The sequence below is a fragment of the Actinoplanes sp. TBRC 11911 genome (assembly GCF_012933445.1).
In the GTDB taxonomy this organism is placed as follows: domain Bacteria; phylum Actinomycetota; class Actinomycetes; order Mycobacteriales; family Micromonosporaceae; genus Actinoplanes.
Window position 1 is genome coordinate 59,967 of record NZ_JABBNC010000024.1, and the last position, 25,773, is coordinate 85,739.

Annotated in this window: 24 protein-coding genes; 10 read left to right on the forward strand and 14 right to left on the reverse strand. The window is 70.4% G+C overall.

Features of this window, described 5'->3' with window-relative positions:
* The first annotated feature begins 143 nt into the window (after positions 1-143).
* Positions 144-974, forward strand: a complete 831-nt coding sequence (locus tag HH310_RS27925) for an RNA polymerase sigma factor SigF (RefSeq protein WP_169178645.1) — start codon at positions 144-146, stop codon at positions 972-974.
* A gap of 54 nt (positions 975-1,028) precedes the next feature.
* On the opposite strand, the gene HH310_RS27930 is transcribed toward HH310_RS27925, so the two are convergent.
* A complete protein-coding gene (locus tag HH310_RS27930) occupies positions 1,029-2,312 on the reverse strand; it encodes an MFS transporter (protein WP_312034365.1) in 1,284 nt (427 codons plus the stop codon).
* Positions 2,313-2,416: 104 nt separating this feature from the next.
* On the opposite strand from HH310_RS27930, the gene HH310_RS27935 reads away from it, so the two are divergent.
* From HH310_RS27935 to HH310_RS27950, 4 genes are all read left to right on the forward strand, one after another.
* On the forward strand, positions 2,417-3,082 hold the full coding sequence (locus HH310_RS27935; protein WP_169178646.1) for a DedA family protein: 666 nt from the start codon (positions 2,417-2,419) through the stop codon (positions 3,080-3,082).
* A gap of 56 nt (positions 3,083-3,138) precedes the next feature.
* Positions 3,139-3,711, forward strand: coding sequence for a hypothetical protein (locus HH310_RS27940; RefSeq protein ID WP_169178647.1), 573 nt, complete (start codon positions 3,139-3,141; stop codon positions 3,709-3,711).
* Between the two features lie 66 nt (positions 3,712-3,777).
* The gene (locus tag HH310_RS27945) at positions 3,778-4,395 is read left to right on the forward strand and encodes an HAD-IA family hydrolase (RefSeq protein WP_169178648.1); all 618 of its coding nucleotides are present in this window, start codon (positions 3,778-3,780) and stop codon (positions 4,393-4,395) included.
* 51 nt (positions 4,396-4,446) lie between these two features.
* The gene (locus HH310_RS27950; protein WP_169178649.1) at positions 4,447-5,397 is read left to right on the forward strand and encodes a Dyp-type peroxidase; all 951 of its coding nucleotides are present in this window, start codon (positions 4,447-4,449) and stop codon (positions 5,395-5,397) included.
* Here the strand turns inward: HH310_RS27950 and HH310_RS27955 are convergent.
* Positions 5,394-6,518: a hypothetical protein gene (locus tag HH310_RS27955; RefSeq protein ID WP_211192707.1), complete on the reverse strand. Its 1,125-nt coding sequence runs from the start codon at positions 6,516-6,518 to the stop codon at positions 5,394-5,396. The genes HH310_RS27950 and HH310_RS27955 overlap by 4 nt on opposite strands.
* Before the next feature lie 6 nt (positions 6,519-6,524).
* Positions 6,525-8,441 carry an alkaline phosphatase family protein gene (locus tag HH310_RS27960; protein WP_248294484.1) on the reverse strand — a complete coding sequence of 639 codons (1,917 nt, stop codon included), beginning with the start codon at positions 8,439-8,441 and terminating at the stop codon, positions 6,525-6,527.
* A 323-nt stretch (positions 8,442-8,764) separates the two neighbouring features.
* Here HH310_RS27960 and HH310_RS27965 point away from each other — a divergent pair, with 323 nt between their 5' ends.
* Positions 8,765-9,961, forward strand: a complete 1,197-nt coding sequence (locus HH310_RS27965) for a glycoside hydrolase family 18 protein (protein WP_248294485.1) — start codon at positions 8,765-8,767, stop codon at positions 9,959-9,961.
* On the opposite strand, the gene HH310_RS27970 is transcribed toward HH310_RS27965, so the two are convergent.
* The 3 genes from HH310_RS27970 to HH310_RS27980 form a co-directional block, all read right to left on the reverse strand.
* The gene (locus HH310_RS27970; RefSeq protein WP_169178652.1) at positions 9,958-10,677 is read right to left on the reverse strand and encodes a LamG-like jellyroll fold domain-containing protein; all 720 of its coding nucleotides are present in this window, start codon (positions 10,675-10,677) and stop codon (positions 9,958-9,960) included. The two genes, HH310_RS27965 and HH310_RS27970, sit on opposite strands and share 4 nt — an antisense overlap.
* Before the next feature lie 49 nt (positions 10,678-10,726).
* A complete protein-coding gene (locus tag HH310_RS27975) occupies positions 10,727-12,232 on the reverse strand; it encodes an MFS transporter (protein ID WP_169178653.1) in 1,506 nt (501 codons plus the stop codon).
* A gap of 111 nt (positions 12,233-12,343) precedes the next feature.
* Positions 12,344-13,648 carry an NAD(P)/FAD-dependent oxidoreductase gene (locus tag HH310_RS27980; protein WP_169178654.1) on the reverse strand — a complete coding sequence of 435 codons (1,305 nt, stop codon included), beginning with the start codon at positions 13,646-13,648 and terminating at the stop codon, positions 12,344-12,346.
* Positions 13,649-13,934: 286 nt separating this feature from the next.
* On the opposite strand from HH310_RS27980, the gene HH310_RS27985 reads away from it, so the two are divergent.
* The 3 genes from HH310_RS27985 to HH310_RS27995 are packed head-to-tail and all read left to right on the forward strand — an operon-like array spanning position 13,935 to position 16,555.
* Positions 13,935-14,447 (forward strand): SigE family RNA polymerase sigma factor, encoded by a 513-nt coding sequence (locus tag HH310_RS27985; protein ID WP_169178722.1) that lies wholly within the window; start codon positions 13,935-13,937, stop codon positions 14,445-14,447.
* Positions 14,437-15,414, forward strand: coding sequence for a hypothetical protein (locus tag HH310_RS27990; protein WP_169178655.1), 978 nt, complete (start codon positions 14,437-14,439; stop codon positions 15,412-15,414). The genes HH310_RS27985 and HH310_RS27990 overlap by 11 nt, the downstream gene beginning before the upstream one ends.
* 40 nt (positions 15,415-15,454) lie before the next feature.
* Positions 15,455-16,555 carry a YbhN family protein gene (locus HH310_RS27995; RefSeq protein WP_169178656.1) on the forward strand — a complete coding sequence of 367 codons (1,101 nt, stop codon included), beginning with the start codon at positions 15,455-15,457 and terminating at the stop codon, positions 16,553-16,555.
* Here the strand turns inward: HH310_RS27995 and HH310_RS28000 are convergent.
* The 6 genes from HH310_RS28000 to HH310_RS28025 all read right to left on the reverse strand — a co-directional run bounded on the left by HH310_RS28000 (position 16,482) and on the right by HH310_RS28025 (position 22,647).
* Positions 16,482-17,126 (reverse strand): tetratricopeptide repeat protein, encoded by a 645-nt coding sequence (locus HH310_RS28000; protein WP_169178657.1) that lies wholly within the window; start codon positions 17,124-17,126, stop codon positions 16,482-16,484. The genes HH310_RS27995 and HH310_RS28000 overlap by 74 nt on opposite strands.
* 92 nt (positions 17,127-17,218) lie before the next feature.
* Positions 17,219-17,557, reverse strand: coding sequence for a hypothetical protein (locus HH310_RS28005; RefSeq protein WP_169178658.1), 339 nt, complete (start codon positions 17,555-17,557; stop codon positions 17,219-17,221).
* Between the two features lie 459 nt (positions 17,558-18,016).
* The gene (locus HH310_RS28010; protein WP_169178659.1) at positions 18,017-18,958 is read right to left on the reverse strand and encodes a cyclase family protein; all 942 of its coding nucleotides are present in this window, start codon (positions 18,956-18,958) and stop codon (positions 18,017-18,019) included.
* A gap of 13 nt (positions 18,959-18,971) precedes the next feature.
* Positions 18,972-19,559: a TMEM165/GDT1 family protein gene (locus tag HH310_RS28015; protein ID WP_169178660.1), complete on the reverse strand. Its 588-nt coding sequence runs from the start codon at positions 19,557-19,559 to the stop codon at positions 18,972-18,974.
* A gap of 195 nt (positions 19,560-19,754) precedes the next feature.
* On the reverse strand, positions 19,755-21,326 hold the full coding sequence (locus HH310_RS28020; RefSeq protein ID WP_169178661.1) for an alpha/beta hydrolase: 1,572 nt from the start codon (positions 21,324-21,326) through the stop codon (positions 19,755-19,757).
* 88 nt (positions 21,327-21,414) lie between these two features.
* The gene (locus HH310_RS28025; RefSeq protein ID WP_169178662.1) at positions 21,415-22,647 is read right to left on the reverse strand and encodes an MFS transporter; all 1,233 of its coding nucleotides are present in this window, start codon (positions 22,645-22,647) and stop codon (positions 21,415-21,417) included.
* An 81-nt stretch (positions 22,648-22,728) separates the two neighbouring features.
* Here HH310_RS28025 and HH310_RS28030 point away from each other — a divergent pair, with 81 nt between their 5' ends.
* Positions 22,729-23,313 (forward strand): TetR/AcrR family transcriptional regulator, encoded by a 585-nt coding sequence (locus HH310_RS28030; protein WP_169178663.1) that lies wholly within the window; start codon positions 22,729-22,731, stop codon positions 23,311-23,313.
* A gap of 121 nt (positions 23,314-23,434) precedes the next feature.
* Here HH310_RS28030 and HH310_RS28035 read toward each other — a convergent pair whose 3' ends face one another.
* Positions 23,435-25,258: an MFS transporter gene (locus HH310_RS28035; protein WP_169178664.1), complete on the reverse strand. Its 1,824-nt coding sequence runs from the start codon at positions 25,256-25,258 to the stop codon at positions 23,435-23,437.
* A 76-nt stretch (positions 25,259-25,334) separates the two neighbouring features.
* Positions 25,335-25,769 (reverse strand): MarR family winged helix-turn-helix transcriptional regulator, encoded by a 435-nt coding sequence (locus HH310_RS28040; protein ID WP_248294486.1) that lies wholly within the window; start codon positions 25,767-25,769, stop codon positions 25,335-25,337.
* Positions 25,770-25,773 lie beyond the last annotated feature (4 nt).

A 25,773-nucleotide genomic window follows, 5' to 3' on the forward strand; every position in this document is an offset into this window, starting at 1 on the left:
GGGTCGTCTTATCCGAACGGCCTAATATGCGTGGCCGGCCGGTGGTCCATGGATCACCGTCGACCAGTGATAGGGACACCCGCCCGACCCCCGGGTCCAGCAATGGACCGGCTCTCCGGACAGGTGCCAGGGAGGACCAGAGCATGACTGTCACCGAGACTGCTTCGCCCGCGACCGAGGCGGAGGCGCTCGCCGAACGCGTCGCTTTGACCGGCGCTGCGCTCACCGACAGCGCCGCCGAGCTTCTCGATGCGATGGCGGCGTTGCCGCACAATCACCCGTCGCGCGCCATGCTGCGCGACCGTGCGATCGAGGCGTGGTTGCCCCTCGCACGCCACCTCGCGCACCGCTACTCGGGCCGCGGCGAACCCACCGACGACCTCGTGCAGACCGCGACCGTCGGGCTGATCAAGGCGGTCGACAAGTTCGACCCGGACCGCGGCGTCGACTTCGCCGGGTACGCGATCCCGACCATCATCGGCGAGATCAAGCGTCACTTCCGGGACCGTACGTGGAGCGTCCGCGTTCCCCGCCGGCTGCAGGAGCTGCGGCTCTCGATCACCGAGGCCAACAGCACGCTGACGCACTCGCTCGGCCGCTCGCCGACCGTGGCCGACGTCGCCGGGCACCTCGGGATCAGCGAGGAAGACGTGCTGGAGGGGCTGGAGGGCGCTCGCGCCTACAACGCCACCTCGCTGTCCACGCCGATCTCGGCGGACGGCAGCACCGAGCTGGGCGACACGCTCGGCGGCGAGGACTACGAGTACGAGCTGGCCGAGACCCGGGTCGCGCTCGGGCCGGCGCTCGCCTCGCTGGACGAGCGCGAGCAGAAGATTCTGACGCTGCGCTTCTACGGCAACCTGACCCAGTCGCAGATCGCCGACCAGATCGGTATCTCGCAGATGCACGTTTCCCGGCTGCTCACCAAGGCGCTGACCAAGCTGCGGAACCAGCTTTCGAGCGACGCTCTGTAGCCGCGCTTGATCGCGAGAGCCGGCCCCTTTCGGGCCGGCCTTTCGCTGTGCGGATCAGGGCAGTGAAAGAGCGCTTTCCCGACGCGTACGGGTAAGGAGTATGAGCGCGACGCCGATTGCCGCGGCCTCCATTGCGGCGCCGACCAGCGGGGTCGCGTCGTAGCCCCAGCCCGCGGTGATCGCCCGGCCGCCCAGGTAGGCGCCCGCGGCGTTGCCCAGGTTGAAGGCCGAGACCGCGGCCGAGGAGGCCAGCAGGTTCTGCCCGTCGTCGCCGGCTGCGGTGAGTACGCGCGTGGTGAGGCCGGGGACGGTGGCGTAGGCGGCCACGCCCAGCAGGAACAGCGTGATGGTGGCCGGGGCCTTGGCATGCGAGGTCCAGCCGAACGCGATCAGCACGATCAGCATCGCGATCGAGGCGGTCACGATTGTCCCCATGAGACGGTGGTCCGCGCCGCGGGCGCCGAGGACGTTGCCCAGGACGAGGCCCAGGCCGAACAAAGCGAGCAAATAGGGTAAAGCATCCTTGCCGAATCCCGCTATGTCGGTCATGAGGGGTGCGATGTAGGTGAAAGGCGCGTAGACGGCGCCGAACGCGAGCGCTGTCATCGCGAGGGCTAGCCAGAGCTCGGGCTTCCGGAAGGCGAAGAGCTGGGCGCGGACCGGCGCGGTCGTTGCGGTCGTTGCGGCCCCGGCGGTCGTTGCTTTTCCAGCGGTCGTTGCGGCCCCGGCGGCCCTTGCTTTCCCGGCGGCCCTTGCTTTCCCGGCCGCCGTTTCGGTCCCGGCGGCCGATGGCACCAGCAGCGCCGTCGCGAGCGCCGCCCCCAAGCCGAGCAGCGCCATCGCCCAGAACGTCGCCCGCCAGCCGAGCTGCTGCCCGAGCACGGTGCCGAGCGGCACGCCCGCGACATTCGCGATGGTCAGGCCGCTGAGCATGGCGGCGATCGCGCTGCTGCGGCGCTCCGGGCGTACGAGATCCCCGGCGACAATGGTCGCGAAACCGATGAAAGAGCCATGGCAGAGAGCGGCGACGATCCGTCCGGCCAGCATGATCCCGTACGCCGGTGCGAGCGCACAGATGACATTGCCGGCCACGAAGAACGCGAGCAACACGACCAGCACCGGTTTACGCGGACGCCGCGCGACAAGGGCCGTCACCACCGGTCCACCGATCAGGACGCTGATCGCGTACCCGGAGATCAGCAAGCCGGCGGTGGGGATCGAAACCGCGAAGTCGGCGGCGATGTCCGGCAACAAGCCGGTGATCACGAACTCGGTCATGCCGATCGCGAAGGTGCCGGTGGCGAGGGCGGCGAGGGCGGGTCCCGATCGCGTGCGCACCGGGAAACCTTCACATCTGAGAGCGGTTTTGTCACGACTTGAAAAAAGCCGGGCTGTCACTCTCCCAGGTAACGGAGCCGAACCTGCGGCTACCGTGTACCCCGATGCCTCCTACAGCGGACCTTCCCGGATTCCTCCACGGAGTCGCCCCGATCCTCGACCGATGGGGGTACCTCGCCGTCGCGGCGGTCATCGGTGTCGAGAGCTTCGGGGTCCCCGCGCCGGGTCAGACCATCATGGTGGCCGCGGCGATCTATGCCGGGGCGGGCCGGCTGAACATTGTCGCGGTCGGCGCGATCGCCTTCATCGCTGCCGTGGTGGGCGACAACATCGGTTATTGGATCGGCGTCCGCGGTGGCCGCAAGCTCGTGCACCGCTGGGGCAAGTACGTCTTCCTCACGCCGGAACGGCTCGCCCGGGCGGAAGGGTTCTTCGCGCGTCGCGGCGGCCGGGTCGTCATGATCGCCCGATTCATCGACGGCTTACGGCAATTCAACGGGGTGATCGCCGGCATCTCGGCGATGCCCTGGCGCACATTCCTTCTCTTCAACGCGATCGGGGCGGCCCTCTGGGTCGGTTGGTGGACGACGATCGCCTACTTGCTCGGGACGCATTTGGTGGAAATCATCGAACATGCGCACCGATACAAATGGTGGGCGATCGCGCTGGCCGCGGTCGCCGTCGCGACTTACGTGACGCTGCATGTCCGGCACATCAGACGACGCCGAGCCCGGTCCGCCGCAATAGTGGTCGAAAAGACAACCACCTGAGAGATTTGCGGAGAGCCGCCCGGGTAGGGCGACAAGGGAGTACGGAAGGAGACACCGTGACCCAGACACAGCTCGACCGGCGCCGCGAACAGTCCGCGGCCGCGAAAGACGCCGCCGAGAAGGCCCGTTCGGCCGTAACGGACTTGGCGAACCGGCTCCAGACGAACGCCGATCTCACCGAACAGCAGACGCTGGCGCTGCGCAACGCCGAGGCCGAGGCGAAGCGGCTCAAGCGTTCCTTGAAGACCCAGCAACGCGACCGCGACCGCCTGGCGAAGGCCCATCAGAAGGCGGTCGGCAAGGCGTCGAAGGCGTCGCGCCGCGCGGAGAGCATGGACGACAAATACTCCAAGAGCGTGCTGGACGACCTGGTGCAGCGCGAGAAGGAGAAGGACCTGCGGGCCGCCGGGGTCACCTCGTCGCCCGCGCCGGAACGGGCCGCGGCCACCGAAAGCCCGGCCCGGCAGACCGCCGCGCGCACGACGACGGCCCGCGCTGCCAAGACGGCGAGCTCGTCCGCAACGACCCGGTCCGCAAGCACGGCGAGGTCCGGTCGTACGGCGTCCGGCCGCGCCACCAAGGCGACCAAGGCCACGAAGACGACCGGAACCCGTACGCGCCGAAGCTGATTCGTCCGGTGTGACGGCCCCGACCTTTGGGCCGGGGCCGTCCGCTCCGCGTGCGAGTCTTGAGGCATGTCCGACTTAATCGCATCCGAGATCGAGGCCATCCTTTTCGACATGGACGGCACGCTCGTCGACTCGGACAAAGCGGTCGAGCGCGCCTGGCTGACGTGGGCTGGGGAGTACGGAGTGGACGGCCCGACGGCGTACCGCTTGGCGCACGGGGCCCCGAGCCAGTACGCGGTCCGCCGCCTGTTCCCCGCCTTCGACGACGCGCAGATCGAGGCCGCCTCGGCCCGCCAGCTGGAACTCCAGTACGACGACCTGGCCGACGTGGTCGCCACGCCGGGCGCGCTGCCGCTGCTGGCCGCTTTGAAGCTCCCGTGGGCGGTGGTCACGAGCGCCGACGCGCGCTTGGCGAAGGCCCGCCTGGACGCGGTCGGCATCGAGCCCCCGGTCCTGGTGACGACCGACGACGTGGCCGAGGGCAAGCCCGACCCGGCCGGCTACCTCCTGGCCGCCCAGCTCCTGGGCGTTCCGGCGGCGAGCTGCCTGGTGGTCGAGGACGCCGAGGTCGGCCTGCAGGCGGCCCGCGCGGCGGGCGCCCACACGGCCGCCGTCCGCGGCCTCCCCGCCGACCTCCCGCTGACCTCCCTCACCGACCTGGCCACCTTCCTCAACGAGGGATAGACGGCTCACTCGTGCGGCCATTCGGGGGTGCGGAACCGTAAGCTGCGGCTCATGACCGAGCCCCGCTCCCTAGCGCCGCGCGTTGACCCGCAGGCCGTGCTGGCCCCGCTCACCGACGCGGCGATTTTTCTCGTGGTCACCGTGCGGCCCGGGGGTGAGCCCGTCGTACGCGAGCTGCTGGAGGACCTGAGCGCGTTACAGCGTACGGTCGGCTTCCGCCTGCCCGCCGCGAAGCTGTCGTGTGTCACCGGCATCGGCTCCGACCTGTGGGATCGGCTGTTCGCCGGGCCCCGGCCGGCCGAGCTGCACAAGTTCCGCGCCTGGAAGGGCCCGCGGCACGTCGCCCCGGCCACCCCGGGCGATCTTCTCTTCCACCTGCGGGCCACCCAGATGGACGTCTGCTTCGAGATGGCCGCGAAGATCGGCGAGCGCCTCAAGGACGTGGCCGACGTCGTCGACGAGACCCACGGCTTCAAGTATTTCGACGAGCGGGACCTGCTCGGCTTCGTGGACGGCACGGAGAACCCGACCGGGCACACCGCCGAGAACGCGGTGCTGGTCGGCGACGAGGATCCGGACTTCGCCGGCGGCAGCTACGTCATGGTGCAGAAGTACGTGCACGACCTGACCGCGTGGAACAGCCTGAAGGTCGAGGACCAGGAGGCCGCGATCGGCCGCACCAAGCTGGACAACGTCGAGCTCAAGGACAAGGCACCGAACTCGCACGTCGCGCTCAACACGATCGAGGACGCGGACGGCAACGAGCAGAAGATCCTGCGGGACAACATGCCGTTCGGGTCGATCAAGTCGGGCGAGTTCGGGACGTACTACATCGCCTACGCCGCGACGCCGGACGTGCCCGAGCTGATGCTGCGCCGCATGTTCATCGGCGAGCCGTACGGCAACTACGACCGGATCCTCGACTTCTCGACGGCCATGACGGGCACGCTGTTCTTCGTGCCGACCGCGGAGTTCCTCGACGACCTGCCGGACGCGCCCTAGAACACCGCAAACCGGCGCCGCTCCTGGCCGGCGATCAGCGTGAAGTCGCCGCCGGCCTGGAGCGTGCCCTTGCTGAGCGCGAGCACGCGGACCCCGATCACCCCATTCGCCTGCGGCGCCCACGAGGCCAATTTCCCCGTACGCGTCACCGCCGCCAGCTTGTACCGAGGCTCGGACCCGTCGGTGCACGCCCCGTGCGCGCCGTTCTTACTGGTCAGGCAAGCGCTGTCGAAGTGGCCGCCGACGTAGGTGAGCCCGCCGGCCGTGACGATCGCCGCCGCGTCCCCGTCGAAGACCCGCTCCCAGCGCACCTTCCCGGCGTACGAGTAGGAGATCGCCCGCCCGCCCACGCCCGCGGTCGCCGCGTACACCCCGTCGCCGTCGACCGCGATCGCCCGCACCTCGGCCGGCGCCCGCGGCAGGAAGTCGTCGTCCACCTCGCCGGTGGTGCCGTGCACCGCGGCCAGCCGTAGCGTGCCGGTCACCTCCGCCACGGTGTGGAAGCCGCCGCCCAGGAACACCTTCGGCCCACGCACCGCCAGCGCGTGCACGGCGTCGTCCGCGTCCGGCCGCCACCGCCCGTCCAGCTTCCCGGTCACCAGCGAGAAGGCGGCCAGGTTGGCGCGCCGGTGATCATCCACGCGGGTGAAGCTGCCGCCGAGGTAGAGCAGCCCGTTTCCGCTCGCCAGGGCGTACGCGGTGCCGGTCAGATCGTGCCGGAAGGACCGCACCGCGCCGGTGTCCGGGTGCAGCCGGGCCAGCGAGTCCCGGTCGAGCCCGCCGACCCGGTGAAAGTCGCCCGCGGCGTAGACGCTGTCGCCGGCGGCGGCCAGCGCACGCACGGTCGCGTCGGCCGGCGGCGCCCAGGGCAACAGCGTGCCGCTGCGCGTGTCGAAGGCGGCCAGCCGCAGCCGCGGATAGGTGCGGCCGGCCGAGGTCGCGGTGGTGAACTCGCCGCCCACGTAGGTCACGTCGCCGCGGTGCGCGATGGCGTACACGCTGCCGTTGAACGCGGGTGTGATCTCGCGTGCCCGGACGCCGACCGCGGTCGCCGGGAGTCCGGCGAGGACGAGGACAGCGACCACCGCTGCCCGTGGCACGAAATATCGAACGAAGGGCACAAACCACTAACCGTCGTGCGTACGGGAAAGTCTCGGGTTTTCTTGATCGAGAGTCGGCGGTTGCTCGAGGTGGGTCTCCAGGGCCGGCGGCGTGTGCTTGCGCAGGCCCAGCATGGCCAGCCACTCGACCAGCTGCTTGTGGATGGTGTCCGGCCCGTCGAGTTCGGGCTGGGTGATCGGCCAGCGGGCCGGGTGGACCAGCACCGCGTCGGTCTGCCAGCCGCCGAGGCCACCGTGCGACCCGACCAGTTCCTCGAACGCGGCGACCTCCTCGGTCACCGGGTCCACCGAGCTGATCAGCACCAGATCGCCGTTGTGCACCGCTTCCTGGTGGCGCAGCAGGTCGCGGCGGGCGTGCGGACCGTACGGGAGCAGCGGGTCCAGCCCTTCGACGCGGCCGTCACGCAGGTGGTGGCTGCCGGAGGTGCCGAGCGCCACCGGACCGTCCGCGTCGCGCACCACCACCAGGCCGATGCCGGGATGCCCGGCCAGCCCGTCGATCAGCCGCGGGTAGGCGCTGTCGATCCCGGCCCGGTCCGCCCGCTCCTTGATCTTCGTGAGGTAGACCAGTGCCAGGTTGCCCGACGGCACGACCAGCAGCGGCGCGACCTCACCCAGCATTTCCGACTTGTCGCTCTTGACGGTCAGGGCGGCCTCACCACCCAGCCGGGTCACCACCTCGCCCAGCGTCTCGCCGTACCGCTGCCGGAACGTGGAACCCTGACTCTGCCCGTGGTCCGACAGCACGACCAGGTGATAGCGCCGAGCGGCTTCGGGGGCGAGCCGTTCCAGCACCCCGAGCATCCGGTCCAGGCTTTCCAGCTGCCGCATCGACTCCGGCCGGGCCGGGCCGGCGTGGTGCGCCACCTCGTCGTAGTCGACCAGGTCGCAGTAGACGGCCGGCGCGCCGAGCGCCATCTGCTCGGCGATCAGCGAGATGTTCACGTCGCGCAGCAGCATCGAGGCGGGCCGCAGCGCCAGGTACGCCCCGGACCGGCTCACCCGCGGCAGCAGGTTGCGCCGGCGCTGCAGACGCGCCTGGTGCAGTTCGGTGATGACCTCGCCGACGCCGAGCACCAGCGCGCGGGTGAACCCGTACGGCGAGGCCATGAACGCCGCCCAGCCACGCGCCGAGCGGCCGGGCAGCGCCGCGTGGCTGACCGTCAGCAGGTTGACCGCCGCGTCGCCGCTGAACGCGTTGCCGATGCTGACCCCGCCGTCGCGCAGCAGACCCTGCCCGTTGCTGAGCCGCGGCTGCAGCACCGCCGCGTCGCGCGGCCGGCTGGTGACCAGGAGCTTGCCGGAGTCCTTCTCGAACCAGCGGAACGCGGGGATCTGCCGGGACGCGCCGTGCAGGATCCCGGCCTGCGAGGCGGGGGTGGTGGAGGGCAACCCGGTGTGCCAGCCGCGCATCACGTGGCTGCCGGAGCGCAGCCAGTGCCCGAGCGTCGGGAGGTTTCCGGCCCGGACCGCCCAGCGCAGCACCGGCTCGGAAAGCCCGTCGAACTGCACCATGAGCAGGCCCGGCTCGGTGCCCTGACGCGGCCGGCGCAGGGTGAGCAGCGGCCCGCCGTTCTGCCGGGCGATCCGCCGCCGGATGCCGCGCATCAGCCGCTTCGACTCCCGGACGAACGTGTCCTCGGTACCGCTGTCGAGCATCCAGTCCAGGATCGCGGCGAAGATCACAGCGAGGATCGCGGCGATGACCAGGGACGGCAGCCCGCTGATCCGATTCGCCGGGTCGAGCTCCAGGGCCACCACGATGACGGCGATCTGGGCGACCACGCCGAGCAGCATCGCGCCCCAGCCGCCGAGCGCGACGATGCCGACCAGCAACAGCGGACGCAGGACCGCGCCGACGCCGGCCACCACCAGCACCAGGCCGATCGTGTCCAGAATGTCCGCTCCGCCCACTCCGGGCATCAACCAGAGGGTCGCGGTCAGTACCACAAATGTGACGAGCGCCGCTCGCAGCACAGCTCGCAACCGATTGACTACACGGTGCAGGCTGAGCAGGGCGCGAAGATCCTTGCGCCAATCCCGCACTGTGGGTGCGGACGGGGGTTCATGCGGGCTGATGGCCACCGAGAAACGATCGCATAACTGAGAGTTTTCTTTGCCCACCGTGCCGGGAATCACCCCGGCATGGATCTGATACACATTCGAGGGATGGCCTGACCGCCGGTCCCCCTAGCCCGGATAGGTTCAGCACGGTGCGCCTTCGACCAGTATTGCTCGTTATCGCCTTGTTAGCTCTCGTGGCGGCGTGCAGCGACGATCCCGCCCAGACCGCCAAACCTACCGAATCGACGAAAGTCGTCGGATACTTCACCAATTGGGGCGTCTACGACCGCAACTTCCAGGTGAAAGATCTCGACACGGACGGCGCCGCCGGCAAGCTCACCCATCTCCTGTACGCCTTCGGGACCGTCAAGGACGGCAAGTGCGCCGCCACCGACGCCTGGGCCGACTACCAGAAGCCGATCACCGCGGCGGCCAGTGTGGACGGTGCCGCGGACGCGCCGGACGCCCCGCTGCGCGGCAACTTCGGTCAGCTCCGCAAGCTGAAGAAGAAGTACCCGCAGCTCAAGGTCGTCTGGTCGTTCGGCGGGTGGAACGATTCGGGCGGCTTCACGACCGCCGCGAAAGATCCGGCCGCGTTCGCCGACTCCTGCCGCCAGCTCCTCGACGATTCACGCTGGAAGGGCGTCTTCGACGGGGTCGACGTCGACTGGGAGTACCCGAACGCCTGCGGCCTGACCTGCGACAAGAGCGGGCCGGACGGGCTCGCGAAGGTGCTGACGGCGCTGCGGTCCGCGCTCGGCAAGCAAGCGGTGGTGACCGCGGCCGTGCCCGCCGACGTGGAGAAGCTCAAGGCCAGCGACTACCAGGCCGCGGCCGCCCAGGCGGACTGGCTCGGCGCGATGACGTACGACTACTTCGGTACCGGCGGCGACGGTGACGCCAACGGTGCGGACGCGCAGGACGAGCACCACACCGCGCTCCAGTCCCCGCTTTCCGGATATTCCGGCATTCCCCGGGCGAACGCCACCACCACCGCCACCATCGACCAGCTGCTCAGCATGGGCGTCCCGCCGGCGAAGATCCTGCTCGGCGTCCCGTTCTACGGCCGCGGCTGGACCGGGGTCAGCTCGGCCGCACCCGGTGGCACGGCGAGCGGTCCGGCCAAGGGCAAGTACGAGACCGGGCTCGAGGACTACGCGATCCTCGCGGACCGCTGCCCGCCCACCGGTGACGCCGGCGGTACGGCGTACGGGCACTGCGGCAGCGAATGGTGGTCCTACGACACCCCCGACACGATCAAGGCGAAGATGTCGTTCGCCGCGAGCAAGTCGCTGGGCGGCGCGTTCGCGTGGGAGCTGTCCGGTGACACCGCGAAGGGCGACCTGCTCAACGCCGTCGTGACCGGCATGGGCCGCTAGCCGATTCGCACCCAGACGTTGTCCAGGGCCCCGTTGAACTGGTCGTTGTCGCGATAGGCACCCTTGCCGCCGATGCTCAGCGGCCGGCTGTTGCGCACCGACAGGTTCGCCGGGACCCGGACGCGTCCGGACACCCCCGCGTCGACGCGGACGCTCAGCGTGGTCCGCGTCCGCACGCACTCCACCCGGTGCCAGCGCCCGTCGGCCACGCTGACCGCGCTGGTGGCGATCCAGATCTTCAGCGTGTGCCGGTCGACCAGCACGCAACTGGGGCGGCCGGCCACGCCGTCGACCTGCAGCTTCCACTGGCTGCTCGTCGCCGAGTAGCCCTTCTGCATGACGTTCTGCCCCTTGCTGGTCTCGTCCGGCTCCAGCAGGACGTCCGCCCCGTACGCGATGTCCCTGGTCCCGGGGTTGAGATCGGCGGTGGTCGGGGCCTGCAGGGCGACGTGCGGGCAGACGTGCGCGGCGCACCGCGACGGGAAGGCGATGGCCGTGCCGCGCCCGTGCACGACCGTGCGCACCCGCCCGCCGTGCCGGGAGATCACCCGCAGGGTGTGCCGGTTGCCGGCGTCGGAGAAGATCGACCCGCGCCCGTTGAACAGGTATCGGGCGATGGTGGTCGGGTCGGCGTCGCCGGGCGGCCCCGCGTGGGCCGGGACCGGACCGGCGACGGTGAAGACGGCGAGCAACACGCCGAGCCAACGTGATCGCATGCCCGAATTATGTCTTGTGTGGTGATTGGCGGATGAACCAGCCGCCGGGTCACCCGACCGGGGCGCCGGCGTTCTCCACCGGCAGGTCCTCCTTGTGCGCCCGGACCAGCACCGCGGTCACCACCGCGGCCCCCAGGATCAACGCGGCCGCCCAGGTGAACGCCGCCGAATAGCCGTCGATCTGGGCGAGCAGCCCGGTCCGCACGGCGCCCTGCGGCGAGGTCGGCACGTGGCTCACCAGGTATGCCGCGATGGCGCTGGTCGCGATCGTGTTCAGCAACGCCGTGCCGAGCGAGGCGCCGACCTGCTGGGTCGCGTTCAGCGCCGCGCTCGCGGCACCCGCGTCATGCCCCGGCACCCCGATCAGCGCCAGACTGGACAGCGGCACGAAGGTCAGGCCGAGCCCGAGCCCGAGCAGGATCTGAGCGGGCATGAGATGCAGCCAGAACGACGTGTCCAGGCCGACGAAGCGCAGCAGGAACATGCCGCCGGCCGCGATCACCGGGCCGACGATCATCAGCGGGCGCGGGCCGGTACGCGGTATCAGACTGCTCGCCAGCGTCGCCGAGATCAGCACACCGATGGTGACCGGCAGCGCGGCGAACCCGGCCTTGAGCGGCGTGTAGTGCAGCACGTTCTGCACGTACAGCGTGAGGAACAGGAACGCGCCGAGCAGCCCGGCGCCGACCAGCATCGAGGCGATGTACGCCCCGCCGCGGTTCCGGTCGGCCAGGATGCGCAACGGCAGCAACGGATTCTTCACCTTGCGCTCGATCAGGAAGAAGATCGCGATCAGCGCGAGCCCGCCGAGGATGAACGCCAGAGTCACCGGTGCGTCCCAGCCCTTACCCGGCTTGGCCGCCTCGGTGAAGCCGTAGACCAGCGACGCCAGCCCGGCCGTGACGATAACCGCGCCCGGAATGTCGTACGAGGTGTCGCCGCTCGCCTTGCTCTCCGGCACCAGCGGGATCGCCAGCCCGAGCGCCAGCAGCGCGACCGGAATGTTGACCAGCAGGCACCAGCGCCAGCTCGCATACTCGGTGAGCACGCCGCCGAGCAGCAGCCCGACCGCCGACCCGCCGCCGGCGATCGCGCCGTACACGGCGAACGCCTTGGCCCGCTCTCGCGTCTCGGTGAACAGCACGGTCAGCAGGGCCAGCGAGGCCGGGGCGAGCAACGCACCGAACGCACCCTGCAGCGCCCGCGCCGCGAACAGCATCTCGCCGCCGTTGGCCAGACCACCGATCGCCGAGGCGGCCGCGAACCCGATCGCGCCGACGATGAAGGTGCGCTTGCGCCCCCAGTAGTCGGCGACCCGGCCGCCGAGCAACAAAAGACCACCGAAAGTCAGCGTGTACGCCGTGACGACCCACTGGCGGTCGGCGTCGGTGATGTCGAGAGCCCGTTGGGCGCTCGGTAACGCGATATTCACGATCGTCGCGTCGAGCACGACCATCAACTGGGCAATCGCGATGACTCCGAGGGCCACCCAGCGCCTCGGATGCAGATTATTGCCGACGGAATCGGTTCCCTGAACTTCCGCGGTCGCAGACATATAGCGATCCCTCCCCCAAGGCTCGGCTATAGCCGTCGATGCTAGGGACAATCAAAGATCACTTATATGCCCTGACCAGGGAATGTGTCGCGCGTCTCGTTATTGACGATCTTATTTGGCTGCCGTCATCCCGGTGTTCGGGGCGGCGCTGTCCAGCGGAACGGCCTCGCTCGGCACCAGTCCGAGCTGGACACCCTGCCGCGGCAGGACCGCGTCCAGCAGCCAGTCGGCCGCCACCCGCACCCGGTTCCCGGGCATCGACAGCAAGTGATAACCCCTGGTCACCACCTTGGCCGGAAGGCCCTTCAGCGGGACGCCCACCGGATTGGCCGCCGAGTCCAGGCCGCCGAGGTCGACCACGAAACCCAGATCGTGATGCCGGTACGGGCGACGGCTGCCCTGCCCGTACGAGGCCGCGATGTTCTTGGCCGCGGTCTTGCCCTGCCGGGTCGCGTGCTGCGCGGTCATCCCGGTGATTTCACCCGGCCGGGTCAGGTCGGGCACCGCGGCCGCATCGCCGATCGCGTACACGTCCGGGTGACCGGGCACGTTGAGGAACTCGTCGACGACCAGCCGGCCCTGCTCCAGCGGCAGGCTCAGCCCCGCGACGACCGGGTCGGGCCGCACCCCCACGCACCAGATCAGCGACTTCGTCGGCAGCATCTCCCCGGTGGACAGCAGCACGCCGTCCGCGGTGGCCTCCTTGACGCTCGTCCGCATCAGGACCTCGACGCCGCGCTCGCGCAGCACGTCGTCGGCCGCGGTGCCGAGCCGCTCGTCGAGCGTCGGCAGCACCCGGTCGGCCGTGTCGAGCAGCAGCCAGCGTGGCTTGCCCCAGAGCGCCGGGAACTTCTTGACCAGCGTGTCCGTGTAGAGCACGCCCTGCGCGGCCACCTCGGTCCCGGTGTACCCCGCGCCGGAGACCACGAAGGTGCAGCGGGCGGCCTGCTCGGCCGCGTCGGTGGCGTTGGCCGCCATCTCGATCTGCCGGGTGATGTGGTCGCGCAGGTAGAGCGCCTCCGGGATGCCGCGGAAGCCGTGCGCGAACTCGGCGACCCCGGGCACCGGCAGCAGCTTGTTCACGCTGCCCGCGGCGATCACCAGCCGGTGGTAGCCGATCGTGGCGAGCGCGCCGTCCGGATCCCGGTAGGTGACCGTGCGCCCGTCCAGGTCGAAATCGTCGACGTGGCCCAGGATGACCTGCGCCTCCGGCAGGGTGGCGGCCAGCGACACGCTGATCCGGCGCGGCTCCAGGATCCCGGTCGCGACCTCGGGCAGCAGCGGCAGGTAGAGGAAGTAGTCGGTGGGGTTGATGACGACGATCTCCGCGCCGCCGCGAGCCAGCTTGAGCAGTTCGCGCGCCACCGTGAAACCGGCGAAACCGGCCCCGACGACCACGATTCGAGCTCGTGCCATGCGCGTCCTCCGTCCTCCCGGGCGCGATCGCCCTTGCAAACAGGTCCGGATTGCCCATCCCACGCTAGTGGAAACCGCCGGGTGCCCGAACGGTCGAGCCGGAATTGGGCCGAACGGCCGTCGTCCGTCCATCGACGCATGCGCGTCTGAAGATGTGCCGCGCGGTGCCCACACGGGGAGGCATCGAACGGCGAACGGCGGAGGGGGAGACGTGAGCGACGGCACGGTGGTTGAGCCGCGACGGTACGCTCACGTCTCCCCGCACTCCCCGATCGGACATCTCCGCATGGACGCCCGCGAGGCCGACTACGCGCTCTTCGTCCGTACCCGGACACACGCGTTGTTGCGCTCGGCGTACCTGCTGACCGGCGACCAGCACCTCGCCGAGGACCTGGTGCAGGAGGCACTGGCCCGCACCCATCGGGCGTGGGCGCGGCTGGAGCGGGCGGAGAACGCCGAGGCGTACGCGCGGAAGGTCATGTACCACGCGCAGGTCTCGCTGTGGCGCCGGCCGAAGGTGGCCGAGGTGCTGCCCGGCGAGCTGGACCCGTCCGCGGGCGGCTTCGACGACCCCACCGAGGCGGCGGTGCAGCGGCTCGCGCTGCAGCGGGCGCTGCTCACGCTGAGCGCCAAGCAACGCGCGGTCATCGTGCTGCGCTATTTCGAGGATCACACCGAGGCCGAGGCTGCCCAGCTGCTCGGAGTCTCGATCAGCACGGTCAAGACGCAGACCGGTCGCGCGCTGGACAAGCTGCGCACGCTGGTGCCCGAACACCGGAGCCCGGCCGATGACCTCTGAGCAGCACGGCGACCTGCGCGAGTCGCTGCACGAGCTGGCCGGCACGGTCGAGCCTGCCGACCTCTACGACCGGGCTATCCGCCGGTCTCGCCGCATCGCCCGCCGCGAGGCCACCGTGGGGGGCACCGCCGCCGTGCTCGCCCTCGCCGCGCTGACCAGCGGCCTGTGGTGGCTGCCGGCACGCGTCACCGACGCGCCCTCCGGAGCGCTGCCGGCGCTCTCCCCCGGCCCGGCCCAGCCCACCTCGGGCCCGGCCAAGGAGTCCCACGCGTACGCCTCCCCGTACCACCCGACCCGTTCGGTGGCCTCGCCGCGACCCTCGCCGAGCCGATCCCGCGATGCCCGGCGGATCCCGTCGAGTGCGCTGGCCGACCTGCCCGGTCACGTCTTCTACGAGCGGCCCGGCGACAACCCGGACGTGCTACGCCTCTCCCCCGGCGACCGCACGGTCGAGACCGTGCTGTCGGACGCCCCCTCGCCGGTCGGGGTCTCGCCCGACGGCGACAAGATCGCGTATACGGACGACGGCGCCCTGGTGGTGCGGGACACCGAGGACGGCCGGGCCGAGCGGGTCGCGGACGGCGTGACCACCACCGACCAGCCGCCGGTGTGGTCACCCACCGGCGACCGCGTGCTGGTCGACCTGGACACGCCCGCGGTCGTCGACGTGGGCTCGGGGGCGATCACCCGGCTGCCCGACGACCTCGAGACCAAGAGCCTGCATTGGTCGGCGAACGGCAGCACGCCCGAGCCGACGATGACCCGGACCCCGGCGCCGCAGGCCACCCTCCCGGTCCGCGGAACGGTCATCGGCGAGGTCGCCACCCCGGACGGTGAGCTGCTGATCCGCACGGTGACGGCGGACCGGACGCGCCTCTGGCTGATCGGCGCGGACAACACGCTGGTGCTGGCGGCGGACGAGCCGCCCGGCCTGCGTGATCTCAATCTCCTGGCCTACACCCGCTGATCGGCCGCACGGCCCACCGGGGAATGCGAGCATTGTTCCGATGGCCGTGCAGCAGGAGAGCGCCCGGCCCGCGACCGACCCTCCGCCGTGGTGGCGACGGGGACCAGCCGTGGCCGTGCTCGCGTTGGTAGTGATCGGCGTCGAGCTGTGCATCGGCTGGCGCTCGCTGGTGGGCGCGTTCACCCAGCTCCGCGAGCCGCGCTGGGGGTGGGTGGTGGCCGCGCTCGCCGCCGAGATCGCCTCGATGGGCATGTTCGCCCGGATGCAGCGCACCCTGTTACGCGGGGCCGGCACCAAGGTCAAGATCTCCCGGCACATCGCCACGGCGTACGCGGCCCACTCGATCAGCTCGACCCTGCCCGGCGGCCCGGTCTTCTCCACCTCGTTCAACTTCCACCGCATGCGCAACTACGGCGCCTCGGCGGCGGTGGCGTCCTGGTGCATCGCGCTCAGCGGCGTGCTGTCGACCGGTGCGCTGGTGGTGATCGGCGCGGCCGGCGGCCTGCTCACCCGCGACGCCGACAGCTGGCACACCCTGGTGGCGTACGGCGTGGGTGCCGTCGTGATCGCTTTTGGCGTACGCCTCGTGGCCGAGCACCCGGAATGGCTGGATCCGCCGGTCCGGTTCGTCCTGGGCGGCGTGAACCGGATCCGCCGGCGTCCCGCCCGGCAGGGGCACGACACCCTGATGGCGTTCGTGGACCAGCTGCGCGAGGTGCGGGTGCATCCGGTCAACTTCGTGCTGGCCGTCGTCCTGGCGCTGCTGAACTGGCTGTTCGACGCGCTGTGCCTGTGGCTGTGCTGCGTCGCGGTGGGGGCCGGCAGCATCAACCCGGTGCACCTGGTGATCGCCTACTGCGCCGGGATGGCCGCCGCGAGCGTCCCGATCGTGCCGGGCGGCCTGGGCGTGGTCGACGGCGCGCTCATCCTCGGCCTGGTCGCGAGCGGCATGAACGGCACCTCCGCCACCGCCGCCGTGGTGCTCTACCGCCTGATCAGCTTCGGCTTCATCATCGGCACCGGCTGGGTGTTCTGGCTCGGCATCAAGTCCCGCACCCGCAAAGAACTCACCGCTTCCCGAACATCTTCCAGCCGCCGCGCTTCTTCTTCTCCGGATGTTCCGGCTGGGCCTCGCCGTTGAGCACGGCCAGCCGGTGCTGGGCGACCGGGTTGCCCGGTTCCATCCGCAGCGAGGTGAGCAGCGCCTGCCGGGCCTGATCGATGTGCCCGAGCTGCTCCAGCGCGACGCCGTGCGTGAAGTGGTGGTGCGCCTCGTCGGGGGCCAGCCCGATCGCCGTGCGGGCGGCCTGCTCGGCGTCCGAGATCTGCCGGTCGGCGGAGATCAGCGCCCAGGCGATCCGGTCGTGCCACAGCGGGTTACGCGGGTCGGAGACGACCGCCCGGTAGGCCATGTTGATGGCTTCCTCGTGCCGGCCGAGCAGCGTGAGCGCGCGGCTGGCCAGCGCGAGCGGCCGGGAGTCCTCGGGGGCGAGCGGCATCGCCCGGGTCGCCGCCTCCAGCGCCTGGTCCGGCTGGGCGAGTTCGAGCTTTAGCCGGGCCATCAGGATCCAGCCGTCGGCCGAGTCGGGCAGGTTGTTGAGCACCGGCTCGAGGATCGTCCGGGCCCGCTCGAAGTCGGACTGTTCGTAGAGCGCCGCCGCGCGCGCGACACCGAGATCGGTCCGGGCCGCGGCGGGGGCACGATCCGTCATCGGCCGGGTCCGGGGTAGGCGGTCACACGGACATCGTCGGACGTCCCGATCGCTTTATGAGGTGATTTCCGGAAAAGTCGCCTTAGGGGGGCCTAGGTGCGGACCCGCGTACGCCGGCGGCGGACCAGGGTGGCGAAGGCCATCGCGGCCACCCCGAGCAGCACCACCCCCGCTCCCAGCAGCACCAGACTGGCGTCGCCCAGCCCGCCCACCAGGAAAAGCAGCCCGATCGTGCCGCACCCGGCGGCGACGATCCAGAGCGTGGCCACGCTGACCCGGGGCACGTCGATGCCGGCCGACCGCACGTGCGCGTTCGACGCCGACACGGTCAGCAGCCGCGCCGCGAACCCGCCCGCCGCGGCCAGCCCGAGCAGCCAGGACAGCCACGGCCGGGGCGCCGCCGTCGCGGTCAGCAGCATCAGCACGCCCACCCCGGCGACGATCGCCGATCGCGTAGGTGATCCGGAAGTCGGCCTCGTTCGGGTCCAGCGCCACGGCCTGGCGGGCGGCGTGCTCCGCCTCCACGGCACGGCGGCCGTCGCCGAGCATGGCCCAGGCCAGCCGGTTGTGCCGGTAGGCGTTCTCCGGTTCGATCCGGGCCGCCTGCAGCGCCAGCTCGACCGCCTCGTAGTGCCGGTCCAGCCCGGTGAACGCCCGGCTGAGCGCGCTGAGCGCCTCGGCCGACTCGGGCGCGACCTCCACCGCCCGGTACGCCGACTCGTACGCCAGTTCCGGCTTCTTCAGCGCGAGCTGGGCGTGCGTCATCAGGACCAGGGCGCGGACGTTGTCCGGCTCGGCGGCCAGCACCGGAGCGAGCAGCTCGGCCGCGGCCGCCGCGTCACCGAGCTGGAACCGGGCGGCCGCCATCGCGATGGCCGCTCCACTCTCACTCATGTCGTCGGTTGCCAGCCCGCGGACCGGGTGTGGTCGTGCGGTTCGAAGTACGGCAGGGAGGCGTACGCGCGTACGGGAAAGGTGCCGAAAGCGGTGATCCTGGGCGGCACCGCGGTGAATCGGGCGCCGGTAGGCGGCAGCTCGGCGAGGTTGGTCAGGTGCTCGACGATCGGGATGCCGGCCGCCAGCAGCACCGTGTGCACGGGACGCTCGCCGTTCGGGGTCATCTCGTCGATGTTGATCGAGTCGATGCCGACCAGCGCGGCGCCGCGTTCCACCAGCAGCGCCGCGCCCTCGGCGGTGAGATAGGGCGCGTCCGTCGTGTACTGCGGGGTGCCGAAGTGACGATCGTTACCGGTGTGCAGTAACACCGCCCGGCCCGCCACGGTGAGCGGTTCGAGATCGGCCGCCTCGACCACGCGGCGACCGGTGCCGGCCAGCCGGAGCACGACCGCGGGCAGGTCGGCGAGCCGTTCCAGCGGCAGGCCGGCCAGGTCGGTGCCGCCGCGGTAGCGATGCCGGGGACTGTCCACGTACGTACCGGTCTGTCCGACCATGGTGATCCGGTCGACGCTGAACTCGGTGCCCTCGGCGTAGTGCGAGCGCGACTGCTCCCAGGTCTCGTGCTCCTCGACGATCGGCCCGGGCAGCCCCGGGAACGTCGGCATCCCGCCGCTGATCACGTGGTTGAGCTCGACGAAGCGCATGCGCACCGGGTTGGGCGCGCCCACCGGCACGCCCTCCTCCTCGAACACGCGCAGGCCGGTGATCTCGACACTCTCGGCCGCCGGCCGGCCCAGCGCCTCGACGAAGAGCCGGGTGATCTCGGCATGCGTCGCGTCGGCGCTGGGCACCGTCAACCGGAAACCCCGCGTCCGCAGGTCGCCGCCGCTCGCGAAAGTGATCTCCGCGTCGAACTCGGCTCGGTACTGCACCATGCCGTCCAGCCCCCTAGAGCACCTTGATGAAGCCTTCCACGATCAACCAGATGCCGAAGATAGCGAAGAGTACGGCCGCACCGTACTTGATGAACTTTTCCGGCAGGTGGCGACCGAGAAGGCGGCCGACCAGGATGGCGAGCGCGTCCGCCACGACCATGCCGAGCGTCGAGCCCAGCCAGGTGCCGAACCAGCCGTGCTGAGTGGCCAGCGTAATCGTCGCGAGCATCGTCTTGTCGCCGAGCTCGGCCAGGAAGAACGCGCCGCCGACGGCGAGGATGGCCGAGCCGGTGGTGCGTTCGGCCTTGCCCTTCTCCTCCTCGGTGAGCTCGTCACCGCGCAGCGTCCAGGCTCCGAAGATCAGGAAGGCGACGCCGGCGATCAGCGAGATCCACCCGGTCGGCAGGGTGGCGCCGAGCCCGTAGCCGATGCCCACCGACACCGCGTGGACCAGGGCGGTGGCCGCGGTGATGCCGACGAGCACCGGCCAGGGCTTGAATCGGGTCGCGAAGGTCAGGGCCATGAGCTGTGACTTGTCGCCCAGCTCAGCCACGAAGATCACGCCGAAGCTGAGCACCAGCGCGGCGACGAATCCATTCAACGGTGACTCCCGGTATCGAGGACCGGGGAGAAGTTGCGCAGGGCGACCTCGACCCGGCCGTCATGTGCACAACGACCAAGCCGAAGGTCTCGCTCGCCTCGTTTGGAGGCCGTGCGGCCGGACACCAGAGAACCGGGCGTCAGCATGTCGACCGCGACGTTAGGAGCTACTCCCCTTCGCGGGCACCAGTCTATCTCACCGACCCAGGACCTCCCGACGAAGATCACCATGTTCGGCTGTGACCGGCACCATAGCGGCGGCCGGCGGCGGGATCGGGTCGCAGCGCTTGTCCGACCGCTCGCCGCCGCGCCGCTTCGGCAGGGCGCCGGTGGCCAGGTACTTGGCGATCGTGCTGTCCACACACGCGGCGCCGAACAACGACCCGGCGTGCGTGGTGCCGCCGACCCCCTCGACCAGCACCGACCGCGGGAACCGTTTGCGCACCTCGAGGGCGCCGCTGAACGGGGTCGCCGCGTCCTTCGTCTCGCTGATCAGCAGCACCGGGGGCACGGTCTCACCGGACACGTTGGCCGGGATGCCGGGCTTCGCTGCCCAGTCCAGGCAGGGCGCGTTGTACCAGGCGTTGGCCCAGGTCTCGAACGGCGCCTTGCGGTGCATCTCCCAGTTGTCCGAGGTCCACTTTGTCCAGCTCCGCGGCCAGGCCACGTCGGTGCACTGCACGGCCAGGTAGACCGCGTAGTTGTTGTCGGCGTCCTTGGTCCGCGGGTTGTTCGCGTCGTAGAGCGCCTTCATCGGGGCGGCGTCCCGCTTGTGCACCCAGGTGCTGAACGCGCTCGCGATCTTCGCCCAGTCGAAGACGTAGTAACCGGCCTGCAGGAACACGTCGGTGAGCTCGGACGGGCCGATCACCCCGCCGGCCGGCTTGGTGGCCAGGCGGCTCTGTTCGGTGTCGAAGCGGCGCTGCACCGCGTGCACGGTATTGCCGAGGCCGTACACCTTGTCGTTCTTGGCGATCCAGCCGAAGTAGACCTTCATGTTGCGGTCGAACGCGAAGTCCTGGTCCAGATTGGCGTCGTACCAGACCCGGGCCGGGTTGACCACGCCGTCGAGCACCATCCGCCGCACCCGCTCCGGGTAGCGCGTGGCGTAGACCTGACCGAGGTACGTCCCGTACGAGTAGCCGTAGAAGTTGATCTGGCGGGCGCCGAGCAGCTGCCGGATCAGGTCCATGTCGCGCACGGTGTCCAGCGTCTTGAGATGCTCGAGCAGATCGCCGCCGGCTTTCGCGCAATCCTTCGCGTACGCCTCGGTCCGCTGCAGCCACGTCTTCTCGATCGACGCGGTGGACGGCACGTACCGCGGCCGGTTGTACCCGGCGTAGTCGCTGTCGCAGCTCAGCGACGGCTTGCTGGCGCCGACACCCCGAGGGTCAAACCCGATCCAGTCGTACGCCGCCCCGGCTCCCTCGGGCACCAGCGAACCGACCACGGACAGTCCGAAGCCCTTCCCGCCCGGCCCGCCCGGGTTGACCAGCATGACGCCCTGGTACTTGGCGTCCGGCACGGTGTGCTTGACCCGCGAGACGGCCAGCTCGATCCGCTTGCCGTCCGGCTTCGCGTAGTCGAGCGGCACGCTGGCGAAACCGCACTCCGCCTGGTGGGCCCGCAGCGTCGGGTCCGTGCACGCCCCCCATTTGATCGGCGTGTACGGGGTCCGGACGCGCACCTGCTCGGCCTGGGCGCCGGTCGCCGCAGCCCCGACCATCACCAGGGCAATCGTGGTGGCCGCCGCCAGAAGTCTTCTCATGCCAGCCTCTCGTGTCCGTTACGCCCCCATATGCTGCGGCGTGGACGGCCCCAAAGGGGACCGCCCACGCCGGGGCGTCACGAAAGAGCTAGGCGAGGCGCTGCGTGTTGCGCTTCCGCAGGGCCTGGGCGCCGAGCGCCAGAGCGCTGAGCACCGCCACCCCGAGGCCGTAGACCAACGCCGTGCTGTGCAGCCCGTACGAGGTGTCGGCGAACCCGGCGATCACGGCCGGGATACTGAAGGCCACGTACGCCACGGTCAGCGCGACGGCGAGCAGCTCACCACGCTCGTGCGGGGCGGCCATGGCCGCGACCGCGCCGAACTGGGCCAGCGCCGCGGCACCGAATCCGATGCCGGACAACACGGCTCCGACGGCGGCGACCCAGATGTTCTCGACCTGGACGCCGAGCACGCCCACCAGGCCACCGACGGTCAGGAACGTCCCGGCGAGCGCCAGCACGGTCTGCGGACGCAGCTTGCGCATGGCGAACGAGGTGATCGCACCGCTGGCGCAGAGCAGCGTGACGACCAGGCCGCCGATCACGTGGTTGGTCAGCCCGAAGACCGAGGCCGCGACGGACGGGCCGAGGGCCAGGTACAGCCCGGCGATCGCCCAGCTGGCGATGATGATCGGCACGATGGCGAGGAAGTCACCGCGCAGGTGGCTGGGCACCTTGGCCTTCGGCGCGAGCGAGGCCTTCGCGCCCGGCTTACGCGCCGACGTCTCCGGGATCCCGGCCAGCGAGATGCCGGCGAGAATCATGGCGGCCAGCAGCAGGCCCCAGATCAGGTGGGTGGGCGCGGGACCGAACTGGACCAGGAACCCACAGCCGAGCGCGCCGATCGACAGACCGGTGGTCGGCGCGATGCCGTTGATCAGACCGGCGCGACCAGGCGAGTGCGGCGGGTTCAGGTCCACCAGGGTGGCGCCGAGCGTGGTGAACGCCGCACCGGTCGCGATGCCCTGCAGCAGTCTCGCCACGAGCAGGACGGTCACGTCACCGGCGGTGAGGAACAGGATGAGCGAGACCGCCTCGAGCGCGATGGCCGCGGCGAGCACCGGCCGGCGCCCCACGTGATCGGAGAGCGCGCCGAGGGTGAGCAGCGCTCCGACCAGGCCGACCACGTACACCGCAAAGATGAACGTCAGCGTGATCGCGGAGAAATGGAAGAGCTGCTGGTAGACCACATACAGGGGGGAGGGGGCCGCGGAGGCCGCGGCAAACGTCACCAGGATCGCGGCGATCGCGGCGAAGGCGACCGGCCGGGACAGGCGACGGGAGCCCGGGGTGGCAGGCGGTGCGTCGACAACGGTGGTCATGGGACTTCCTCCCCGAAAAGTGACAGACAGATCTGTCTGTTCGCACAACACTAGACAGGTCTGTCTGCTATCGTCAAACGCATGTCTGCTGCATCACCCATCGCACCCGCCAAGGTCTCGGCGCGAGACCGATTGCTGGCGGCTGCGGACGAGTTGTTCTATGCCGAGGGCGTGCACACGGTCGGCATCGACCGGATCATCGAGCGCGCCGGCGTCGCCAAGGCCTCGCTCTACAGCACCTTCGGCAGTAAGGACGAGCTGGTCCGGGCATATCTCGAAGCCCGGCACGAGCGTCGTCGCTCCCGCATGCTGGCGGGGCTCGCGCAATTCGACTCCCCGCGGGAGCGGTTGCTCGGCGTCTTCGACGTCCTGAGCTCGCAGACGGTCAAACCTCAGTACCGCGGCTGCGCCTTCTACAACGCTACTGCGGAGTCGCCGCCCGGCAGCGTCTCGGAGGACGTGGCGAAGAAGTCACGCGCCTGGACGCGGGGGCTGTTCACCGAGCTCGCCGCCGACGCCGGCGCGCACGACCCGGCGGCGCTGGCCGGCCAGCTCCTCCTGCTGTATGACGGCGCCATGGTCGGCGGCCGGATGGAACCGGAGCTGGACCCGGCGGTCGCCGCCCGCGCGATCGCCGCGACCCTCCTGGACGCGGCCACGGATTAAGCGGGTGGCAGCGGTGTGGGGATTCCCGACGCCCGAAGCGGTCTGAGTCCCCACACCAACATGCGTGCCTGCCCGGTGTGGGGAGCGGCGACGCCCGGAGCGGCCGGAATCCCCACAGCGCTCAGCGTGACCGGACGGCGTCGTCGTCGCCCTCGTCCAGGGGCTCGGCCACGGCTGTGGCCGGGTTGAGCGGCTCCGCCTCGGACAGCTCGGCCGCGATCTCCGCCTCGCGGGCCACGAGCTCGCCGTTCGACGACTCCAGCCCGCCGTCCAACGGCTCCGGCAGGGCCACCGGCTTGCGGCTGCGCAGCAGCGAGAACCCGGCGCCGATCAGCGACATCGCGATGGCGAGCCAGAACACGATCACCAGTCCATCGTGGAACGGGCCGGAGATCAGCGACGGGAAGTACTCCAGGCCGGTCAGCTTGTCCGCGTTCGCCTTCGGCAGCGAGCCGAGCACGTTCGGACCGAGGAGCTGGGCGATCGGGTTGTAGCCGAGGAACGCCGCGAACAGCGTGCCCACCGGCGGCAGGTGCGCGATCGACGACGCGGTGTCGGCCGGCACGCCCTGCGCGGTCAGGCCGGCGTTGAGCGATCCCGGCAGAGCCTTCGCCAGGCCGGCCACCATGAGCGAGAAGAAGATGCCGATCGACAGGACCTGTCCGGCGTTCTGGAACGTGGCCCGCATGCCGGACGCCGCGCCCCGCATGTGCGCCGGAACGCTCGACATGATCAGCGACGTGTTCGGCGCCGCGAAGAGCCCGCCGCCCAGACCGTTCACGAAGATCAGCAAGCCGAAGATCACGTAGTTGAAGTCGCCGGGCAACAGCAGCAGGCCGAGGAACGAGATGGCCATCATGATCAGCCCGCCGGAGGCGAACAGCCGCGACCCGAACCGGTCGGAGAGCGCGCCGGCGACCGGACCCGCCACCAGGAAGCCGATGGTCATCGGGACCAGGTAGATGCCCGCCCACAGTGGAGTCGACTCGAAGCTGTAGCCGTGCAGCGGCAGCCAGATCCCCTGCAACCAGATGATCAGCATGAACTGCAGACCGCCACGGGCCACGCTGGCCAGCAGGTTCGCACCGTTGCCGCTGGTGAACGCGATGTTCTTGAACAGCTTCAGCGGGAACATCGGCTCCGCGACCCGCGACTCGATGATCGTGAACACGGCCAGAACCGCGACGCCGCCGATCAACCCGGTCAGCACGTACGGGTTGGTCCAGCCCATGGTGTGTCCGCCGTACGGCTGAATCCCGTACGTGATGGAGGCCAGCACCGCGGTGAGCCCGATCGCGAAGGTTGCGTTGCCCCACCAGTCGATCTTGGACTTGCGCCGGACGCCGGTGTCGTGCAGCGAGCGGTACGCCCAGATCGTGCCGAGCAGGCCGAGCGGGATGTTGACCCAGAAGATCGAGCGCCAGTCCCACTCGGCGAGGATGCCGCCGAGGACCAGGCCGATGAACGAGCCGGCCAGCGCGGACACGATGTTCACGCCGAGCGCCATGCCGCGCTGCTTGGCCGAGAACGCGTCCGTGATGATCGCGGCCGAGTTGGCCATCAGCATCGCGCCGCCGACCGCCTGCAGCACCCGCCAGCCGATCAGCCAGAGCGCGCCGCCACCCCCGTCGAACGGGTCGAGCGACAGGATGACCGAGGTGACCGTGAAGATCGCGAAGCCGGCGTTGTAGATGCGGACCCGGCCGAACATGTCGCCGAGCCGGCCGAGCGTGACCACCAGGACCGCGGTGACCAGCAGATATCCCATCAGCATCCACAGCAGGTAGCTGACGTTGCCCGGCTCGAGCGGGTTGACGTTGATCCCCTTGAAGATCGCCGGCAGCGAGATCAGCACGATCGACGCGTTGACGGTCGCGAGCAGCGTGCCGAGCGTCGTGTTCGACAGCGCGATCCACTTGTAACGCGGATGGTCCGCGGAAAGCATTACAAATCTCTCTTTTCTGTCGCGGCGGTTGGTCGGCCACGCCGTGGTGGGGGAACCGCGTCGTTGCGGATTTGACTCAGGCGGTGGGCCCGCCCTTGGCCAGCTCGACGAGCTTCCGCAGCGCGGGCAGGGCCGCCGCCACCGAGGCGTACTCCTCCTCGGACAGCCCTTCGAGCAACCCGGCCAGCGCCTGGGCGCGACCCTCCTGGCGATGACCCACCGCGGCGCGGCCCTCGTCGGTGACACTGACGACCACCGCGCGGCCGTCGGCGGGATCGCTGCCGCGCTTCGCGAGACCCTCGCGCTCCAGTCGGGTGACCAGCTGGGTCATGGCCGGCTGCGAGATGCCCTCGGGGCCGTGCAGGTCACAGAGCCGCTGTGGGCCGCCGTGTGAGAGCCGCCACAGAGTGGACGCGGCGGTCAGGCTCAGACCGCTGCGCGGGGTGAGCCGCCGGAGCACCTCGAACAGGCTCTCGAAGCCGCCCGCGATCGCGGCATCCTCCGCTGACATGCTC

Coding starts and splice junctions, on each gene's coding strand:
- HH310_RS28035 (WP_169178664.1), bottom strand. CDS start 25,258: ATGCTTTCCGCGGACCATCCGCGTTACAAGTGGATCGCGCTGTCGAAC.
- HH310_RS27935 (WP_169178646.1), top strand. CDS start 2,417: ATGCCTCCTACAGCGGACCTTCCCGGATTCCTCCACGGAGTCGCCCCG.
- HH310_RS28040 (WP_248294486.1), bottom strand. CDS start 25,769: ATGTCAGCGGAGGATGCCGCGATCGCGGGCGGCTTCGAGAGCCTGTTC.
- HH310_RS27990 (WP_169178655.1), top strand. CDS start 14,437: ATGACCTCTGAGCAGCACGGCGACCTGCGCGAGTCGCTGCACGAGCTG.
- HH310_RS27960 (WP_248294484.1), bottom strand. CDS start 8,441: ATGCCCGGAGTGGGCGGAGCGGACATTCTGGACACGATCGGCCTGGTG.
- HH310_RS27985 (WP_169178722.1), top strand. CDS start 13,935: ATGGACGCCCGCGAGGCCGACTACGCGCTCTTCGTCCGTACCCGGACA.
- HH310_RS27970 (WP_169178652.1), bottom strand. CDS start 10,677: ATGCGATCACGTTGGCTCGGCGTGTTGCTCGCCGTCTTCACCGTCGCC.
- HH310_RS28025 (WP_169178662.1), bottom strand. CDS start 22,647: ATGACCACCGTTGTCGACGCACCGCCTGCCACCCCGGGCTCCCGTCGC.
- HH310_RS27945 (WP_169178648.1), top strand. CDS start 3,778: ATGTCCGACTTAATCGCATCCGAGATCGAGGCCATCCTTTTCGACATG.
- HH310_RS27975 (WP_169178653.1), bottom strand. CDS start 12,232: ATGTCTGCGACCGCGGAAGTTCAGGGAACCGATTCCGTCGGCAATAAT.
- HH310_RS27995 (WP_169178656.1), top strand. CDS start 15,455: ATGGCCGTGCAGCAGGAGAGCGCCCGGCCCGCGACCGACCCTCCGCCG.
- HH310_RS28030 (WP_169178663.1), top strand. CDS start 22,729: ATGTCTGCTGCATCACCCATCGCACCCGCCAAGGTCTCGGCGCGAGAC.
- HH310_RS27980 (WP_169178654.1), bottom strand. CDS start 13,648: ATGGCACGAGCTCGAATCGTGGTCGTCGGGGCCGGTTTCGCCGGTTTC.
- HH310_RS27950 (WP_169178649.1), top strand. CDS start 4,447: ATGACCGAGCCCCGCTCCCTAGCGCCGCGCGTTGACCCGCAGGCCGTG.
- HH310_RS28020 (WP_169178661.1), bottom strand. CDS start 21,326: ATGAGAAGACTTCTGGCGGCGGCCACCACGATTGCCCTGGTGATGGTC.
- HH310_RS28010 (WP_169178659.1), bottom strand. CDS start 18,958: ATGGTGCAGTACCGAGCCGAGTTCGACGCGGAGATCACTTTCGCGAGC.
- HH310_RS28000 (WP_169178657.1), bottom strand. CDS start 17,126: ATGACGGATCGTGCCCCCGCCGCGGCCCGGACCGATCTCGGTGTCGCG.
- HH310_RS27925 (WP_169178645.1), top strand. CDS start 144: ATGACTGTCACCGAGACTGCTTCGCCCGCGACCGAGGCGGAGGCGCTC.